This is a genomic window from Fulvimonas soli, assembly GCF_003148905.1.
In the GTDB taxonomy this organism is placed as follows: Bacteria; Pseudomonadota; Gammaproteobacteria; order Xanthomonadales; family Rhodanobacteraceae; genus Fulvimonas; species Fulvimonas soli.
This window is the reverse complement of record NZ_QGHC01000008.1, coordinates 33,678-48,838: the sequence shown is the minus strand read 5'-3', so window position 1 is coordinate 48,838 and position 15,161 is coordinate 33,678. Positions and strand designations below refer to the sequence as shown.

Annotated in this window: 14 protein-coding genes; 9 read left to right on the top strand and 5 right to left on the bottom strand. The window is 70.9% G+C overall.

What is annotated here, in order from left to right; genetic code table 11:
• Positions 1-332: 332 nt before the first annotated feature.
• The 3 genes from pyk to C7456_RS11350 all read left to right on the top strand — a co-directional run bounded on the left by pyk (position 333) and on the right by C7456_RS11350 (position 3,615).
• Complete coding sequence (pyk, locus tag C7456_RS11360) at positions 333-1,805, top strand: pyruvate kinase (protein ID WP_109723877.1); 1,473 nt, start codon at positions 333-335, stop codon at positions 1,803-1,805.
• A gap of 239 nt (positions 1,806-2,044) precedes the next feature.
• On the top strand, positions 2,045-2,485 hold the full coding sequence (locus C7456_RS11355) for an energy transducer TonB (RefSeq protein WP_109723876.1): 441 nt from the start codon (positions 2,045-2,047) through the stop codon (positions 2,483-2,485).
• Positions 2,486-2,607: 122 nt separating this feature from the next.
• On the top strand, positions 2,608-3,615 hold the full coding sequence (locus C7456_RS11350) for a class I fructose-bisphosphate aldolase (RefSeq protein WP_109723875.1): 1,008 nt from the start codon (positions 2,608-2,610) through the stop codon (positions 3,613-3,615).
• A 154-nt stretch (positions 3,616-3,769) separates the two neighbouring features.
• Here C7456_RS11350 and C7456_RS11345 read toward each other — a convergent pair whose 3' ends face one another.
• Together C7456_RS11345 and C7456_RS11340 are read right to left on the bottom strand one after the other, a co-directional pair.
• A complete protein-coding gene (locus C7456_RS11345; RefSeq protein ID WP_109723874.1) occupies positions 3,770-4,360 on the bottom strand; it encodes a porin family protein in 591 nt (196 codons plus the stop codon).
• A gap of 194 nt (positions 4,361-4,554) precedes the next feature.
• Positions 4,555-5,313: an outer membrane protein gene (locus C7456_RS11340; protein ID WP_109723873.1), complete on the bottom strand. Its 759-nt coding sequence runs from the start codon at positions 5,311-5,313 to the stop codon at positions 4,555-4,557.
• 244 nt (positions 5,314-5,557) lie between these two features.
• On the opposite strand from C7456_RS11340, the gene tkt reads away from it, so the two are divergent.
• A complete protein-coding gene (gene tkt / locus C7456_RS11335; RefSeq protein ID WP_109723872.1) occupies positions 5,558-7,567 on the top strand; it encodes a transketolase in 2,010 nt (669 codons plus the stop codon).
• 341 nt (positions 7,568-7,908) lie between these two features.
• On the opposite strand, the gene C7456_RS11330 is transcribed toward tkt, so the two are convergent.
• Complete coding sequence (locus C7456_RS11330) at positions 7,909-8,541, bottom strand: HAD hydrolase-like protein (RefSeq protein WP_109723871.1); 633 nt, start codon at positions 8,539-8,541, stop codon at positions 7,909-7,911.
• Positions 8,541-9,719, bottom strand: coding sequence for a phosphoglycerate kinase (locus C7456_RS11325; RefSeq protein ID WP_109723870.1), 1,179 nt, complete (start codon positions 9,717-9,719; stop codon positions 8,541-8,543). Before C7456_RS11325 ends, C7456_RS11330 begins: the two co-directional genes overlap by 1 nt.
• Positions 9,720-9,859: 140 nt before the next feature.
• On the opposite strand from C7456_RS11325, the gene maiA reads away from it, so the two are divergent.
• Positions 9,860-10,531 carry a maleylacetoacetate isomerase gene (gene maiA, locus C7456_RS11320; RefSeq protein WP_109723869.1) on the top strand — a complete coding sequence of 224 codons (672 nt, stop codon included), beginning with the start codon at positions 9,860-9,862 and terminating at the stop codon, positions 10,529-10,531.
• 66 nt (positions 10,532-10,597) lie between these two features.
• Here the strand turns inward: maiA and C7456_RS11315 are convergent, their stop codons facing one another.
• Positions 10,598-11,713, bottom strand: a complete 1,116-nt coding sequence (locus C7456_RS11315) for a PilT/PilU family type 4a pilus ATPase (protein ID WP_170120213.1) — start codon at positions 11,711-11,713, stop codon at positions 10,598-10,600.
• Positions 11,714-11,865: 152 nt separating this feature from the next.
• Between C7456_RS11315 and C7456_RS11310 the strand changes: the two genes are divergently transcribed.
• From C7456_RS11310 to C7456_RS11295, 4 genes are all read left to right on the top strand, one after another.
• Positions 11,866-12,456, top strand: a complete 591-nt coding sequence (locus tag C7456_RS11310; RefSeq protein ID WP_245889846.1) for a DUF4398 domain-containing protein — start codon at positions 11,866-11,868, stop codon at positions 12,454-12,456.
• Positions 12,453-13,055 carry a hypothetical protein gene (locus C7456_RS11305; protein WP_109723867.1) on the top strand — a complete coding sequence of 201 codons (603 nt, stop codon included), beginning with the start codon at positions 12,453-12,455 and terminating at the stop codon, positions 13,053-13,055. Before C7456_RS11310 ends, C7456_RS11305 begins: the two co-directional genes overlap by 4 nt.
• Positions 13,056-13,361: 306 nt before the next feature.
• Positions 13,362-13,589, top strand: coding sequence for an HP1242/YdcH family protein (locus C7456_RS11300; protein ID WP_109723866.1), 228 nt, complete (start codon positions 13,362-13,364; stop codon positions 13,587-13,589).
• 157 nt (positions 13,590-13,746) lie between these two features.
• Entirely contained in the window at positions 13,747-15,117 is a 1,371-nt protein-coding gene (locus tag C7456_RS11295; protein WP_109723865.1) for a pyridoxal-phosphate dependent enzyme, read from the top strand.
• Positions 15,118-15,161: the final 44 nt, after the last annotated feature.

Below are 15,161 nucleotides of genomic sequence, written 5' to 3'. Positions count from 1 at the left end.
TCTCCAGGGGGCGGGTTGGCTGCGGTGCAACATGCCGGTCGCGCCGCGAAGGGGCCTGTTCGGGTCATGCCGGATGCTCCCCCGGCCGCTGCGGGCGGACCCTGGTTGCGCGAGCTTGGCCGCGCATGACCAGCAGACCAATCAGCGAACGTCTTGCCGGCGATCGAAGAGACCAGTCCGCCTTCGCATCCCCGCAAATCGGGCACGCCGGCCATACCACTCGCGCCGCTGGTAGGCACGTCCGCAGCAGTCCACTTGGGCCGCCGCCGCGCGGCGGAAAACGCGCCCCGGTCGCCTCTGGCACGGCCGGCCAGTTCTGCTAGCTTGGACGGATGACTACCGAAGCCATATTGCGCCGCACCAAGATCGTCGCCACCCTCGGCCCCGCCACCGACGCGCCGGGCATGCTGGAGAAACTCGTCGCCGCCGGCGTCGACGTGGTGCGCCTCAACCTCTCGCACGGCCAGCCGCAGGACCACCGCGCGCGCGCCATGGCGGTGCGCGAGGCGGCGAAGGCGATGGGCCGCGAGGTGGGCGTGCTGGCCGACCTGCAGGGCCCGAAGATCCGCATCGAGAAGTTCGCCGACGGCCCGGTGGAGCTGAAGCCCGGCGACGCCTTCGTGCTCGACTGCGCGCCCGGCGCGCCGCCCGGCGACGCCGGCCGCGTCGGCGTGAGCTACCACAACCTGCCCAACGACGTGGCCGCCGGCGACGTGCTGCTGCTCGACGACGGCCTGGTCGCGCTGACGGTCGAGGCGGTGGTCGGCGCCGAGGTGCGCTGCCGCGTGCTGGTCGGCGGCCGGCTGTCCGACCGCAAGGGGCTCAACCGCCAGGGCGGCGGCCTGTCGGTCTCGGCGCTGTCGGACAAGGACCGCGCCGACATCCAGCTCGCCGCGGAGATCGGCGCGGACTTCCTCGCGGTGTCCTTCGTGCGCTCGGCGGCCGACATGCACGAGGCGCGGCGCCTGCTCAAGGAGGCCGGCGGCAACGCCTCGCTGGTGTCCAAGATCGAGCGCGCCGACGCGATCCCGGTGCTGGGCGAGATCATCGACGCCTCCGACGTGGTGATGGTGGCGCGCGGCGACCTCGGCGTGGAGATCGGCGACGCCGAGCTGCCGGGCCTGCAGAAGAAGATCATCCGCGAGTCGGTGCAGCGCAACCGCGCGGTGATCACCGCCACGCAGATGCTGCAGTCGATGGTGCGCTCGCCGATCCCCACCCGCGCCGAGGTGTTGGACGTGGCCAACGCGGTGATCGACGGCACCGACGCGGTGATGCTGTCGGAGGAGACCGCCGCCGGCGCGCACCCGGACAAGGCCGTCGCCGCGATGGCGCGCATCTGCCTGGGCGCCGAGCGCCAGTTCGAGCCGAAGGAGGACCTGGCCAGCGCCGGCCACCGGCTCGACCGCACCGACCAGGCGATCGCGCTGGCGGCGATGCTGCTGGCCGGCGAGCTCGGCGTGCGCGCGATCGTCGCGCTGACCGAGTCGGGCGCCACCGCGCAGTGGCTGTCGCGCTACCGCAGCGCGGTGCCGATCTACGCGCTGTCGCCGTTCGCCGACGCGCGCCGGCGCATGCTGGTGCTGCGCGACGTGCAGCCGGTGGAATACCGGCACGCCGGCGAGACCATGGCCTCGGCCACGCGCGGCGCGGTGAGCCTGCTGTTCGCCCAGGGCAGGCTGGCCGAGGGCGACCGCGTGATCGTGACCCACGGCGACCGCGTGGGCCTGGGCGGCGGCACCAACACGCTCAAGCTGCTCTCGGTGGGCGCCGGCGGCGAGGTGGAGAGCCTGCGCGACCTGTAGGCGCCCGCCCGCGCCGCAAGCTCCCGCCCTTGCCCGTCATTCCTGCGCAAGCAGGAATCCGGCGCCTTCTTTGCGCCCGGGCTTCGGCGCAAGAAAGCCGCTGCCTCCCCGCCTCCGCCTCGCGGATGGCGGCCCCGCCATTCCGCCGCCGGCGCACGGACCGCCCGCCCGCGCTGCCGCCGGAGCGCCGCCGCGCATTACACTGCGCTTCCGCCCACCCGATCCGCGGAGGTCCCCCCATGAAGAAGACGTCGCGCCCGTTCCGCACCCTGCTGCTGCCGCTGCTGGCCCTCGCCCTTCCGGCCTGGGCGCAGACCGCGCACCGCATCGACCCGGAGCACGTCAACAAGTACTGGATCCTGATCAACCAGACGGTGGACGTGGACGTGCCCAACAGCGGCAGCAACCTGGACAAGCCCGGCTGCGCGGCGGTGAGCTACACCATCGGCTCCGACGGCGTGCCGCGCGACCTCAAGCTGGAGAAGGTGGCGCCCGCCAGCGACCTGGGCCAGGTGGCGCTGAGCGCGGTCTCGCACTTCCGCTACGGCCCCTCGCTGGGCAACCGCGGCAGCGACCCGGTGCGGACCTACTACGTCGTGCCGTTCAACGCGCCGCCCGGCGCCGACGGCCAGCGCCAGGTGATGGCGCCGTGCCGGCTGGCCGGCTACGCGGCCGACTGAGCCCGGCCGGCAGCCCCTGCGGCTTGGGGCTATAATCCCGCGCTTTCAGCCTTGCCGGCCCGGCCTTCCGGGGCGGCTTTCCTTGTCGCGCGGCCGCGCCGCACCGATCGTACGGAGTCGTCATGAGTATCGAAGATCTTGAGAGCATCGCCCTGGCGATGGTTGCGCCGGGCAAGGGCATCATCGCGATCGACGAATCGACCAACACCATCAGGAAGCGCTTCGAGGCCGTCGGCATCGAGAACACCGAGGAGAACCGCCGCGCCTACCGCGAGCTGCTGCTGACGACCCCGGGCCTCAACGAGCACATCTCCGGCGCGATCCTGTACGACGAGACGATCCGCCAGTCCACCCGGGACGGCGTGCCGTTCACCCAGGTGATGAAGAAGGCCGGCATCATCCCCGGCATCAAGGTGGACAAGGGCCCGGTGCCGCTGGCCGGCTTCCCCGGCGACGTGGTGACCGAGGGCCTGGACGGCCTGCGCGAGCGCCTGGCCGAATACGCCAGGCTGGGCGCGCAGTTCGCCAAGTGGCGCGCGGTGATCAACATCTCCGAGGACAACCCCAGCTCCACCGCGATCGAGGCCAACACCCACGCGCTGGCGCGCTACGCCGCGCTGTGCCAGGAGGCCGGCCTGGTGCCGATGGTGGAGCCGGAGGTGATCATGGACGGCGACCACAGCATCGAGGTCAGCTACGAGGTGCACGAGGCCGTGCTGCGCAGCCTGTTCAACGCGCTGTACGAGCAGAACGTCATGCTGGAGGGCGTGATCCTCAAGGTCAGCATGGTGATCCCGGGCAAGGACGCGGCCGAGCAGGCCGAAGTCGAGGAAGTGGCCGAGGCCACCGTGCGCGTGCTCAAGAGCACCGTGCCGGCCTCGCTGCCGGGCATCGTGTTCCTCTCCGGCGGCCAGAGCGACGAGCAGGCCACCGCCCACCTCAACGCGATGAACCGCATCGGCCCGCACCCGTGGCCGCTGTCGTTCTCCTACGGCCGCGCCATGCAGCAGGCCGCGCTCAAGCTGTGGGCCAAGGACATGAAGGGCAACTACGCCGAGGCGCAGAAGACCGTCGCCCAGCGCGCCAAGGAGAACGGCCTGGCGGCGCTGGGGCAGTGGAGCGGCAAGTAACCGCCCGCTCTCGCGCCGTGGGCATCGCGGCCGGAGGCCGCTCCCACAGGCCTGCAAGCACCTTGTGAGAGCGGCCTCCGGCCGCGATGCTTTAAAGGTCCAAAGAAAAGGGCGCCTCGCGGCGCCCTTTCCGTTTCCACCTGCCAACCGGCCGTCAGAAGCGGTATTCCGCGCTGACCGACACCATGTCGGTATCCAGGTTGACGTGGTTCTTGCTCGCGTCGTAGTGGTCGTAGTTCAGGCCCAGGCTGACGTTGTTGCTGAAGTCGTAGCCCACGCCCGCGCCCGCGTACCAGCTGGTGTCGTCCAGGCTCTTGCGCACCGGGTTGACGTCGTTGGAGAGGCCGTGGCCCTTCCAGCTGTAGACGCCGGTGCGGGCGCCGACGTACCAGTTCGGGCTCAGGTTGAAGTGGCCGTTCACGCCGGCGGTCCAGCCGTGCAGCTCGGAGCGGCCATGCTCGACCACGTCGTCGCTGTTGAAGGCGTTGCGCACGTGGATGTTGCCCAGGTCGTTGTAGCCGGCCTCGACGCCCAGCGCGACGGAGGGGTTCACCGCCCAGCGATAGCCGCCGCCGATGGCGTAGCCGGTGTCGTGGTCGTTGTACGGACCCTTGTCGACCGTGGTGCGGCCCACGTTGCCGTTGATGAACCAGCCGTCGTTGTGCGGCGCGCTCTGCGCGAAGGCGGACGGCACGGCGACCAGGCCGGCGGCGGCGAAGGCGAGGGCAAGCAGCGTCTTTTTCATGGAGTGTCTCCTGTTGTTGTCGCAGCCGGGCCGTGGGGACGGCCGTGCCGGCTGCTGCGGGGGCGCCATCGAGGCGTCGTGGCGTTAGATGGCGCCGGGCCCGGAAGATTCAATACCGATCAGTTTAGTATTAAGCATTCATTAAGAAGCCCATGGATGGCGGCCATGGGCTTCCTGCCTGCAGGCGGCGGACCCTAGAAGCGGTATTCGCCGGTCAGCGAGACGATGCCGGTGGAGCGCTTCAGGTCCGGGCGGACCTCGCCGGTGTCGTCGTTGCGGATCTTGCCGGCGTTGGCGTGGAAGTAGTCGTACTGCACGCCCAGGCCGAAGTGCTCGCTGATGTCCCAGCCGGTGCCGATGCCGGCGTACCAGCTGCCGCGGTCGGCGCGGCCGCCGCTGCTCAGGTGCAGGTCCTGGCCGACGCTGTTGTTGTAGCTGCGGTTGTTGTCGTTGGCGCGGAAGTAGCCGCCGTGGAAGCCCAGGTACCACTGCGGCACCAGGTTGATGCGGCCGTTCACGCCCAGCAGCCAGCCGCGCAGGGCGTTTTCCTTCTTCTTCTGGTTGACGTCGTCGTCGTTGAACACGTTCTTGACCCGGAAGTTGCCCAGGTCGGTGTAGCCCGCCTCGAGGCCCAGGCCGAGGTCGTGGCCGACCTTCCAGCGGTAGCCGCCGATCAGGCCGTAGCCGGTGCGGCGGCCGCGTTCGCCGTGCAGGAAGTTGAAGCCGCTGGCGTTGCTGCCGAAGCCGCCGTTGTCGCTGCCGTTGGTGCGGCCGACGTTGGCGTCGATGAACCAGTTGCCGCTGCCGACCGGCTGGCTGGACTGGTAGTTGCCGCCGCCGGTGGCGGTGCCGGTGTCGGTGGCTTGCGGGCTGCTGCCGCTGTCCTGCGCGAAGGCGGGAACGGCGAGCAGGCCGGTGGAGGCGAGAGCCAGGGCAAATAGCGTCTTCTTCATGAGGAGTCTCCTCTTCCTTCTGTTCTTGGCCGCCGTGCGTGCTAAGGGGGAAGGCATGGCGGCGCGCATGGGGATGTGCGCGGCGCCATTGAACGCAGCCGAGCCTGAAGCGAAGCGATATCTCGCCATGAAAAATTAAGGCGAAATTAATCCGGGCCGGTCTACGCGCGCAGGCGCCGACGCGACAGCGGCGGGCCGATCGGCGACAATTCGCGCTTTGCCACATCCCCAGCCGGAGAGCCCGATGACGACCCGCCGCGAACTCGCCAATGCCGTGCGAGCCCTAGCCATGGACGCCGTGGAGGCGGCCAAGTCCGGCCACCCGGGCATGCCGATGGGCATGGCCGACATCGCCGAGGTGCTGTGGAACGACTTCCTCAAGTTCAACCCGGCCAACCCGAAGTGGTGCGACCGCGACCGCTTCGTGCTCTCCAACGGCCACGGCTCGATGCTGCAGTACGCGCTGCTGCACCTGACCGGCTACGACCTGCCGATGAGCGAGCTCAAGCGCTTCCGCCAGCTGCACTCGAAGACCGCCGGCCACCCGGAGGCCAACGAGACGCCCGGCGTGGAGACCACCACCGGCCCGCTCGGCCAGGGCCTGGCCAACGCGGTGGGCTTCGCGCTGGCGGAGAAGGTGCTGGCGGCGCACTTCAACCGGCCCGGGCATGTCATCGTCGACCACCGTACCTGGGTGTTCCTCGGCGACGGCTGCCTGATGGAGGGCATCTCGCACGAGGTCGCCTCGCTGGCCGGCACCTGGGGCCTGAACAAGCTGGTGGCGATCTACGACGACAACGGCATCTCCATCGACGGCGAGGTGCACGGCTGGTTCACCGACGACACGCCGGGCCGCTTCGAGGCCTACGGCTGGCACGTGATCCGTGGCGTCGACGGCCACGACGCCGCGGCGGTGAAGCGCGCCATCGAGGCCGCCCTCGCGCAGGACGGGAAGCCCACCCTGATCTGCTGCAAGACCATCATCGGCTTCGGCGCGCCGCACAAGCAGGGCAAGGAGGAAAGCCACGGCGCGCCGCTGGGCAAGGACGAGGTCGCCGCCGCGCGCGAGCGGCTCGGCTGGCCGTACCCGCCGTTCGAGATCCCCGCCGAGATCTACGCCGGCTGGGACCACCGGGCCAGGGGCGCCGCCGCCGAGCAGGCGTGGCGGGACGCCTTCGCGGCCTACGCCAAGGCATATCCCGAGCTGGCCGCCGAGTTCGAGCGCCGCCAGCGCGGCGAGCTGCCGGCCGACTGGGCGGCCAGCTCGCAGGCCTACGTCGAGAAGCTGCAGGCGGAGGGCCCGGAGGTGGCCTCGCGCAAGGCCTCGCAGATGACGCTGGACGCCTTCGGCCCGCTGCTGCCGGAGCTGATCGGCGGCTCGGCCGACCTGGCCGGCTCCAACCTGACCAAGTGGAAGGGCAGCCTGGACGCCGGCAACGGCGACAGCGCCGGCGGCAAGGGCAACTACGTGTACTACGGCGTGCGCGAGTTCGGCATGAGCGCGATCACCAACGGCCTGGCCCTGCACGGCGGCTTCATCCCGTACGACGCCACCTTCCTGGTGTTCTCCGACTACGCGCGCAACGCGGTGCGCATGAGCGCGCTGATTCCGGCGCACGCGATCCACGTCTACACGCACGACTCGATCGGCCTGGGCGAGGACGGCCCCACCCACCAGCCGGTGGAGCACCTGGGCTCGCTGCGGCTGATCCCGGACAACCAGGTGTGGCGCCCGTGCGACGCGGTGGAATCGGCGGTGGCGTGGAAGGCCGCGATCGAGCGCAAGGGCCGCCCGGCCTGCCTGGTGTTCTCGCGGCAGAACCTGCGACACCAGCACCGCACCGCCGCGCAGCTGGCGGCCATCGCGCGCGGCGCCTACGTGCTGTCCGACCCGGCCGGCGCGAAGTTCAAGGCCATCCTGATCGCCACCGGCTCGGAGGTGGAGCTGGCGATGGAGGCCGCGCGCACGCTGGCGCAGCAGGACGTGCCGGTGCGCGTGGTGTCGATGCCGTGCACCGAGGCGTTCGACGCGCAGCCGCTGGAATACCGCGAGGGCGTGCTGCCGTCCTGGTGCCGCGCCCGCGTGGCGGTGGAGGCGGCCAGCACCGACTACTGGCGCAAGTACGTGGGCCTGGACGGCGAGGTGGTCGGCATGACCGGCTTCGGCGCCTCGGCCCCGGCGGCGCAGCTGTTCGAGCACTTCGGCTTCACCGTGGCGCACGTGGTGGACGCGGTGAAGCGCGTGGTCGGCTGACGGGAGGGGGCCCTTTCCCCGCGTGGGAAAGAAAGGGGCGGGATGCTCGTGATCCGCATGCCATGAAAAAAACGCCGCGGCCACCGCGGCGTTTTTTGCTTCGTCATTCCTGCGCAAGCGGGAATCCAGGGCCTTTGGGCCTCGCCGCATCGCCCACGGAAAGGCGCTGGATTCCCGCTTGCGCGGGAATGACGGGTGGGGGGCGGGTATGACGGGCGAAGCGTCGGCGCAGCGCTTCTCGTGTTGGCGTCGCGGGTGCGCCGGCAGTGCTCGTCATCGACAGCATCTTCCACGAGCGGGTCAGCGCCCGTGCGTGCGGCGCCGGCGGGTACGCGCGCCGCTCAGGCCGCCAGCAGCTCGGCCAGGTGCGCCGGATCGCGGGCGAGCGCGTGCGCACCGGCCCGCACCAGTTCCTCGCGGCTGCCGAAGCCCCACAGCACGCCGATGCCGCGCACGCGGTTCGACACCGCGCCCTCGATGTCGAAATGGCGGTCGCCGACCATCACCGCCTGCTCCGGCGCGGCGCCGAAGTCCGCCAGCGCGGCGGCGATCATCGAGGCCTTCTCGCTGTGCGGGCTGGCCGGGTCGGGGCCGTACAGGCGCTGGAAGGCGTGGCCGAACGGCAGGTGCTCGAGGATCGGCCGCGCATGCCGCTCGGGCTTGCTGGTGACCACCGCCAGCGCGTGGCCGGCGCCGGCGAGCCGGCCGACCATCGCCTCGATGTCCGGGTAGGCCGCGTGCTCGCGCCAGCCGAGCGCCTCGAAGCGCTCGTGGTAGTGCCCGACCGCGGCCTCGACCCGCGCCGCGTCGTGGTCCAGCCATGGGGCGAAGCTGTGCCGCAGCGGCGGGCCGATCCAGTGGCGCAGCTCCGCCGGCGCCGGCACGCCCAGCTTGCCGAAGGCGTACCGGATGCAGGCGAGGATGCCCCGCTCGGAGTCGATCAGCGTGCCGTCGAGGTCGAACAGGCAGAGCATCAGCGGCCGGCGCGCGCCTTCAGCGCCGCCACCGCGGGCAGCTCCTTGCCCTCGAGGAACTCGAGGAAGGCGCCGCCGCCGGTGGAGATGTAGGAGACGTCCTTCTCGATGCCGAACTTGTCCACCGCCGCCAGCGTGTCGCCGCCGCCGGCGATGGAGAACGCCCTGGACGCGGCGATGGCGCGCGCCAGCGTCTCGGTGCCCTTGGCGAAGGCGTCGAACTCGAACACGCCGACCGGGCCGTTCCACACCACCGTGCCGGCCTTGCCGATCAGCCCGGCATAGCGGCGCGCGGTCTCCGGGCCGATGTCGAGGATCATCTCGCCGTCCTTCACCTGGTCCACCGGCTTCACCGTGGCCGGCGCGTGGGCGGAGAACTCCGGCGCCACCACCACGTCCACCGGCAGCGGCACCTCGGCGTTGCGCCGGCGGGCGTCGGCCATCACCTGGCGCGCGGCGTCGAGCAGGTCCGGCTCGTACAGCGAGTTGCCCACGCCGTAGCCGGCGGCGGCGATGAAGGTGTTGGCGATGCCGCCGCCCACGATCAGCTGGTCGACCTTGGCCGTAAGGTTCTCCAGCAGGATGAGCTTGGTGGAGACCTTGGAGCCGGCCACGATCGCCAGCAGCGGGTGCGCGGGGTGCTCCAGCGCCTTGCCCAGCGCGTCGAGCTCGGCCGAGAGCAGCGGGCCGGCGGCGGCCACCGGCGCGTACTTGATCACGCCGTGGGTGGAGGCCTGCGCGCGGTGCGCGGTGCCGAAGGCGTCCATCACGAACACGTCGCACAGCGCGGCGTACTTCCTCGCCAGCGCCTCGTCGTCCTTGCCCTCGCCCACGTTCATGCGGCAGTTCTCCAGCAGCACCACCTCGCCGTCGGCGACGTCCACGCCGTCGAGGTAGTCGCGCACCAGCCGCACCGGCCGGCCGAGCTTGCCGCCCAGCCACTTCGCCACCGGCGCCAGCGAGGATTCCCCGTCGAACTGGCCCTCCTTGGGGCGGCCCAGGTGCGACATCACCATCACCCTGGCGCCGGCGTCGCGCGCGGCGACGATGGTGGGCAGGGCGGCGTCCAGGCGCTGGGTGGAGGTGATGCGGCCGTTCTCGATCGGCACGTTCAGGTCTTCGCGGATCAGCACGCGCTTGCCGCGCAGGTCGAGATCGCTCATGCGGGTGACGGACACGGCGCAACTCCCTCGGGAATGGAAAGGACGGAACGGCGCCGCTCACGGCGCGAGCCGCGCATTGTCCCGCCGCCCCGGAGGCGATGCAAACCGGAGCCGCCGCTGGCGTATGCTTCGCGCCTTGCCGCGGGGGTGACACGATGACGCAGGGTCTGGTGCTGTACGGCTACTGGCGCTCAAGCGCCGCCTACCGCGTGCGCATCGCGCTGAATCTCAAGGGCCTGCCCTACGAGAGCCGCGCGGTGCACCTGCTGCGCGACGGCGGCGAGCAGCACGCGGCGGCCTACCGCGCGCTCAACCCGCAGGAGCTGGTGCCCTGCCTGCTCGACGGCGGGCGGGCGTTCACCCAGTCGATGGCGATCATCGAGTACCTGGACGAGGCCTATCCCGACGGGCCGCGGCTGCTGCCCGCCGCCGCGCGCGACCGCGCGCGCGTGCGCGCGCTGGCCCAGGCGGTGGCCTGCGACGTGCATCCGCTGGGCAACCTGCGCGTGCTGCAGGCGCTGGAGACGCGCTTCGGCGCCGGCGAGGCGCAGCGCGGCGAGTGGATGCGGCACTGGATCGGCGCCGGCTTCGCCGCGCTGGAGGCGATGCTGGCCGGCAGCCCCGCCACCGGCCGCCACTGCCACGGCGACACGCCGGGCCTGGCCGACGCCTGCCTGGTGCCGCAGGTGTACAACGCGCTGCGCTGGAAGCTGGACCTGGCGCCGTACCCGACCGTCGCGCGCATCCACGCGGCGTGCAACGAGCTGGAGGCGTTCAGGGCGGCGGCGCCGGAGGCGCAGCCGGACGCGCCCGGAAGCGGGAAGTGAGTGGAGGGGAGTGAGGGTCGAGAGAGCCCCCTCCCGCTTCTCACTCCCTTCCACTCACTCCTGGATTCAGAAGCCGAGCCCGTACGGATCGTTGCCCGACAGCTCGGCGCTCTCCGCGCCGCCGCCCTCGGACAGGCGGATCTTCAGCGCCAGGCCGTCGCGCGAGTCGGCCTTGGACAGCGCCTCCTCCAGCTCGATGCGGCCGCTCTTGTAGAGCCGGTACAGCGACTGGTCGAAGGTCTGCATGCCCTCCTGCAGGCTGCGGTCCATCGCCTCCTTCACCTCGTGAATCTGGCCGCGGCGGATCATGTCGCGGATCAGCGGGGTGTTGAGCAGCACCTCCACCGCGGGCAGGCGGCGGCCGTCCTTGCCGGTCACCAGGCGCTGGCTGATCACCGCGCGCAGGTTCAGCGCCAGGTTCATCAGCACGTTCTTGTGCGCCGACTCGGGGAAGAAGTTGAGGATGCGCTCCAGCGTCTGGTCGGCGTTGTTGGAGTGCAGCGTGGCCAGGCACAGGTGGCCGGTCTCGGAGAAGGCGATCGCCGCCTCCATGGTGTCGGTGTCGCGGATCTCGCCGATCATGATCACGTCCGGCGCCTCGCGCATCGCGTTGCGCAGCGCCTCGTGGTAGCTGTGCGTGTCCAGCCCCACCTCGCGCTGGTTGACGATCGACTTCTTGTGCCGGTGCAGGTACTCGATCGGGTCCTCGATGGTGAGGATGTGGCCGGAGGTGTTGGAGTTGCGGTGGTCCAGCATCGCCGCCAGGGTGGTGGACTTGCCCGAGCCGGTGGCGCCCACCACCAGGATCAGCCCGCGCGGCTCCATGATCAGGTCGCGGAAGATCGAGGGCAGCTGCAGCTGCTCGATCGAGGGGATCTCGCTCTTGATCGCGCGGATCACCATGCCGACCTCGCCGCGCTGCTTGAACACGTTGATGCGGAAGCGGCCGGCCTCCTTCACCGCCAGCGCCATGTTCAGCTCCAGGTCGCGCTCGAACTGCGGCACCTGGCCCTCGTCCATCAGCGAGTAGGCGATCTTCTTGACCATGCCGCCCGGCAGGCCGGTGTTGCCGAGCGGGTAGAGCTTGCCCTCGACCTTGATGTTCACGGGAGCGCCGGTGGTCAGGAACATATCCGACGCACCCTTGTCCACCATCAGCTTGAGGAAGTAACCGATATCCACGTGGAACCCCTGGTTTCCTGCGCGTTGCAATGAAGGATTATGCCTGCCCACAATACGCGGTGATACCGCGTGAGGAATGCGTGATGGTGCACATCTTTTCCCCGTCGACCGGGCGCTTGCCGCGCAAGCGTATCGGCACGGCGGCGTCCGTCTTGACCCTGGCCGCCGTGCTGGCGCTGTCCGGCTGCGCCAGCGTGCCGCCGCCGGACGGCGCGATGAGCCAGGCGCAGGCCCAGCTGCAGGCCGCCCGCGACGCCGGCGCGGCCGACTATGCGCCGGTGGACCTGGGCTTCGCCCAGGACAAGTTCCAGCAGGCGCAGGCGGCGATGGCCGCGCGCAAGTACGACCTGGCCGCCGACCTGGCCGAGGAGGCCAGCGCGGACGCCATGCTGGCGCGCACCAAGGCCCGGCTGGGCGCCGCCCGCGCCGAGATCCAGTCCAAGCTGGAGGAGAACAACCGGGTGCGCACCCAGAACGAGGAGGCCAAGGCCGAGGCGCAGCAGCACGCCGCCCAGCAGCAGGCCGCGCTGGCCACCCAGCAGGCCGCCCAGCAGGCCGGGGGCGGCGCCCCGGCGCCGGCGGGCTCGGCCGCGCTGCCGGCGCAGGAGCCGCTGCCGGACCTGCCGGCGCCGTCCTCCTCCACCCTCAACGCCCCGCTGCCGCAGCAGGACCAGGGGCAGCCCGGCCAGGGCTTCCAGAACGTGCCCGAGCCGAGCCAGCAGCCCAATGGAGGCCAGCCATGAAGCGTCACGCCCTGATCGGCGCCGTCCTGCTGGCGCTGGGCGCCAGCGCCGGCGTGCAGGCCAAGGACGACATGGACGTCACCCGCCTGAACAACAGTCTCAACCAGCTCGTCGGCGACCCGACCCTGGGCACCTACGCCCAGGCCGAGCAGGCGCTGGCGCGCGACGCCATCCAGCGGCTGGCGCAGGCCAGCTCGCGCGAGCGGCCGCACGCGCTCTACATCGCCGAGCGGCGCGTCGACCAGGCGCGCGCGGCGGCGCAGCTGCAGGACGCGCAGAACAAGCTGTCCCAGCTCGACCGCGAGCACGCCCAGCTGGTGCTCGAGCGCGCCCAGATCGACGCCGACGCGGCGCGCCGCGAGCTGGAGTTCCAGCGCATGCAGTACCAGATGGCGCAGGAGGAGGCCGCCCGGCTGCAGCAGCAGGGCATGGAGGCCTCGCAGGCGGCCGAGCAGGCGCGCGCCGAGGCCGACCGCGCCCGCAAGCTGGCCGAGGCGCAGAGCCGCGTGGCCAAGGCGGCCAAGCGCCAGGCCGAGCTGGCGGCGCAGGCGGCCAAGGCGCTGCGCTCGCAGATGCAGGGCGGCGACGCCGGCAAGTGAGCGTCCGCCGGGCGGCGCGTCGTCGCCCGGTGAAGCCTGCTGCGGCAGCTTTCCCGGCCCGCGGCGGCCTTTCGCCGCAGGCCTCCCGGGCCGGCTTGCAAGCCCGCAGGCGGGGGAGTAGGTTCGGGCTCCCATGGGGCCTGTCCATTTTCCCCCGTGGGCCACTGACCTGAACCATGCGCCCATTCCGTACCTGTCCATCCCGCCGTGCCGCCGCAAGAGGCATGGCGGCGGATGTGCGCGTGTTTCTTCCGTCCGCGGGCGCACCGATCCCGCGCCCGCCCCCTATCTCGAGGAGGTCGGATCATGTTCGAAAACCAGCAGCGTGACGCTGTCGAAGCCCTGATGAAGGCCGACGCCGAATTCCGCCGGCTGTACCAGCACCACCAGGAACTCGACAGCAAGGTGCACGACGCCGAGATCGGGGTGCTCCCCATCGATGACGTGACCTTGGCCGGCATGAAGAAGGAAAAGCTCCACGCCAAGGAACGACTCGAGCGGATGTGGCAGGCCCGGGCGCACCGGCCCAACTGACGCCGCAGGTTTTCCATCCAGCCCAAGACGGCCCCGGGCCTTCCGCGAGGAGGGTGCCGGGGCCGCGGCTTTCCAGGGGGCGCCCGGACGGCTCGGGTATCATGGCAGGCCCGCCGTCCCGCGACGGAAGGCGGCCGCCTCGTCCCACGGAGCTCCCATGACGGTCCACGCCAGCGTCCTCGAACTGATCGGCAACACCCCGATGGTGCGCGCCCAGCGCCTGGACAGCGGCTGCTGCGAGCTGTTCCTCAAGCTGGAGAGCGCCAACCCGGGCGGCTCGATCAAGGACCGCATCGGCCTGTCGATGATCGAGGGCGCCGAGAAGGCGGGCAAGATCCGGCCCGGCGCCACCCTGGTCGAGGGCACCGCCGGCAACACCGGCCTGGGCCTGGCCCTGGTGGCGCAGGCCAAGGGCTACCGCCTGGTGCTGGTGGTGCCGGACAAGATGAGCCGCGAGAAGATCTTCAACCTCAAGGCGATGGGCGCCGAGGTGGTGCTGACCCGCTCCGACGTCGCCAAGGGCCACCCGGAGTACTACCAGGACATGGCCGAGCGGATCGCCCGCGAGACGCCCGGCGCCTACTTCGTCAACCAGTTCGGCAACCCCGACAACCCGCGCGCGCACTACGAGACCACCGGCCCGGAGATCCTCGAACAGATGGACGGCGAGGTGGACGCGGTGGTGGTCGGCTGCGGCTCCTCCGGCACCATGACCGGGCTGTCGAGGTACTTCGCCGAGCATTCGCCGCACACCGAGATCGTGCTGGCCGACCCGGTCGGCTCGATCCTGGCCCAGTACATCAACGAGGGCACGCTGTCGGAGAAGTCCGGCACGTGGATGGTCGAGGGCATCGGCGAGGACTTCCTGCCGACCATCAGCGACTTCAGCCGGGTGAAGAAGGCCTACGCCATCTCCGACAGGGAGAGCTTCCTCGCCGCGCGCGAGCTGCTGGCCAGGGAGGGCGTGCTCGGCGGCTCCTCCACCGGCACCCTGCTGGCCGCGGCGCTCAAGTACTGCCGCGAGCAGGCGCGGCCCAAGCGCGTGGTGACGCTGGTCTGCGACACCGGCAACAAGTACCTGTCGAAGATGTACAACGACTACTGGATGCTGGACAACGGCTTCATCGAGCGCGAGCGGCACGGCGACCTGCGCGACCTGCTGCTGCGCCCGTTCGCCCAGCGCGACACCGTGGTGGTCGGCCCGAACGAGCTCCTGATGACCGCCTACACGCGGATGAAGCTCTACGACGTCTCGCAGCTGCCGGTGATGGACGGGGACCGGCTGGTCGGCATCATCGACGAGTCCGACGTGCTGATGCACGTGCATGCCGACGAGGCGCGCTTCCGCGACAACGTCGCCACCGCGATGATCACCACGCTGCAGAAGCTGGACGTGCGCTTGCCGATCGAGTCGCTGCTGCCGGTGTTCGAGCGCGGCCACGTGGCGATCGTGGTGGACGGCGAGCAGTTCCTCGGCCTGATCACCCGCATCGACCTGCTGAACTACCTGCGCCGCAAGGTGCACTAAGGGAGCGGGAGCGAGTGGGGAAGAAGGGAAAGGCCCACCCGGGC